Annotated in this window: 2 protein-coding genes; both read left to right on the top strand. The window is 41.1% G+C overall.

The window, feature by feature from the left end:
• Positions 1-566 precede the first annotated feature (566 nt).
• Positions 567-2,525 (top strand): M1 family metallopeptidase, encoded by a 1,959-nt coding sequence (locus tag AC1DPZ_RS24780; RefSeq protein ID WP_477408507.1) that lies wholly within the window; start codon positions 567-569, stop codon positions 2,523-2,525.
• Between the two features lie 167 nt (positions 2,526-2,692).
• Positions 2,693-2,941 (top strand): hypothetical protein, encoded by a 249-nt coding sequence (locus AC1DPZ_RS24785; RefSeq protein WP_477408509.1) that lies wholly within the window; start codon positions 2,693-2,695, stop codon positions 2,939-2,941.
• Positions 2,942-2,954: the final 13 nt, after the last annotated feature.

Consider the following 2,954-nt stretch of genomic DNA (forward strand, 5'->3'; position numbering starts at 1 on the left):
GTGCTAATACGGTTATCACCTTTCAAAACATCGATACGCTTAAGTTAATGTCGATAAAAAACAAAGATCAAATAACTGTGGGTAAAGGCGGGTTCCTGAAATCTGTTATTCTGCCGGGCAATAAAATACTATGCGTTTGGGAGCAGGATAATATGATAAAGTTTAAAAAGATCTGAAAAGCTGTTTAAAAATAAAAACTATTCATTACCGTTGACTTCAGTCAACGGTGAAAGATAACATCATTGCGGGCTTTAGCCCAACTATTTATGCGGATTTTGGCTAAAGCCTGTCGTCTTTTTTAGTCATTATTCCGCTGACTAAAGTCAACGGCAATGATTTCTACGTGGTACATAAATAATCTAAATCAAATTTAGACAGCTTTTAAATTTTCTCCTCATAATTTGGTTTCAAACCCATAGCTATAGTAAAGCGGTTTTTTAAAATTTCAAAAGTAATCCCCCGTTAAGAGCATAAAAATATAAAATCCTTTTACCTATGTTAAATTGTGCTGTTTCCTTTTATCTTAGCGATAACAGCAACAAAACTAATCTTAGTCAATTAACGGCATGCAAAAACCATTACACAACCTAAAGTTTATAGTCACTTGTACATTGTTTCTTATCGGTCATTTATCCTTTGCCCAGTCCAAATATCATCCTGCCGAATTATTTCCCTCTTTGCCGCTTTTACCGCCCGGCACCGGATATCGCACCGCCACCGGCGAGCCTGGACCTGCGTACTGGCAAAACCAGGCAGATTATGTACTGGATGTGGCGTTAAACGACCAAACAAATGTAATAAGCGGAACAGCTACCATTACCTACACCAATAATAGCCCTAAAGCACTTTCGAGTTTATGGATGCAGTTGGAGCAGAATGTATTTAAGAAAGATTCAAAAGGAATCCAGTCCAAACTATTCCTCTACAAAAATCCTGCTGAGCAGGTGGCCGATGGTGGTTACGAACTTGAGGGGATAAAACTTACGGGCGATAAGGCCGGTGATATTAAATATCATGTGTATGATACCCGGATGCAGCTGGAGTTGCCGCAACCATTAAAAACCGGTGAAAAACTAACCTTCAGTATCCGGTATCGTTATAATTTCCCGGTTAATTATAAAAATGCCGATTTCCTGGTTAACAGAACGGATATCCTGCCCACAAAAAACGGTAATATTTATGCCGTGGCGCAGTGGTACCCGAGGATGTGTGTGGTAGATGAGGTGGAGGGCTGGAACACGCTGCCATACCTTGGCAATGGGGAGTTTTACCTGGAGTATGGCAATTTTGAGGTGAACATTACAGTACCGTCATCGTACATAGTAGAAGGCTCCGGCGACCTGCTAAATCCTGCAGAAGTTTTAACTCCTGTACAGTTAAAACGCTGGCAACTGGCCAAAGAAAGCTCGCAGCCCGTGCAGATCAGGTCGGCCAAAGAGGTTACAGAATCATCTTCGAGGCCTGCAAAACCTACCTGTACCTGGAAGTTTAAGATGGATAATACCAGGGATTTCGCCTGGACGGCATCCAAATCATTTATTTGGGAAGCCTTAAGTTTTCAATTAGCCGATGGTAAGCACGTTATGGGCAGCTCATTATACCCCGTTGAATCGGAAAAGCAAAACAGCTGGAAGCGGTCTTCGGAGTATATCAAATTTACACTACAGTATTTCTCAGATAAGTGGTATCCCTATCCCTATAACAAAGCAGTTAACGTAGCATCTAATTTAGATGGTATGGAATACCCCGGCATGGTATTTTGTTCGGCAAAAGATACCGGTAATATGTACTGGGCGGTGGTGAACCACGAATTGGGCCATACCTGGTTCCCGATGGTGGTAGGCAGCAACGAACGTAAATACGCCTGGATGGACGAGGGCTTTAACCTGTTTATTGATAACATGGCTACCAAAGCATTTAATAAAGGGGAGTTTATAGGCTATGCCGAAATTGATAGTCCGCTTGATTCGCTGTTCTCAGAGAAATTAATGCCCATTGTAAGTCGCCCGGATGCTATACCCGGTAACCAGGTTTATCCGCTTCAATATCAAAAAGTGGCCTACCTGTTAACATTATTACGTAACCAGGTATTGGGGCCGGATAGGTTTGACCGGGCTTTTAAAAAATACATCCACGATTGGGCCAATAAGCATCCAACACCCTGGGATTTTTTCAGGAGTATGGATAGTTCTGCAGGGGAAGACCTTACCTGGTTTTGGAAATCGATGTTTTTAGAGAATTACCGGCTCGATCAGAAGATAGCTAAGGTGGCAGGGGCAGCAAATACCCAACCGCAGATCACCATTGAAAACCTTGAAAAAGCAGCCATGCCACTGGTAGTTGAAATAACGTATACCGATGGCTCAACGGAGCATCGCGAGTTCCCGGTAGAAATATGGGAGTATAGCGATACCTATGTTTTAACGGGCAATAAAAAAGCCGCCATAGCCAAAATAGTTATCGATCCCTCAAAACTTTATCCTGATGTAGATAGGACCAACAATGTTTATGAGTTAAAAAAGTAACGGAACGATGAACCAATTATTCATCTTTTTAAACCAGATTTTTGGGTAATAATCGGGTTGGCGCGGGCATTTTTTTAAACGCCTGGCCCCAATCAATAACAATAAAATAATATACAGTTAAATGAATGTTTATGCTTGCCTGTTAAATTTAAGGAAGCAAAAAACTGATGACCCGTATCGCGTTTCCCCGAAGTAATTTTGATGACCTTCGCATTTGTCCTATAGATAAATTGGAGGAGGGTATATCCCGGACGTCTATCCGGTTAAAATTACAGAATAATCCTAAAACTGATAACGACCGCGAACACTACCAAAAAGAATTGGATAAGCTGAGTGTATTTAAATATATCTGCCAATTAAGAAAAGGCAAATTAAGCTACGATGATTTTATCCAAAAGGTAGAATTAATACGTTGAACCCTCTCAAAAT

This window comes from Mucilaginibacter sp. P4_G9 (assembly GCF_056400985.1).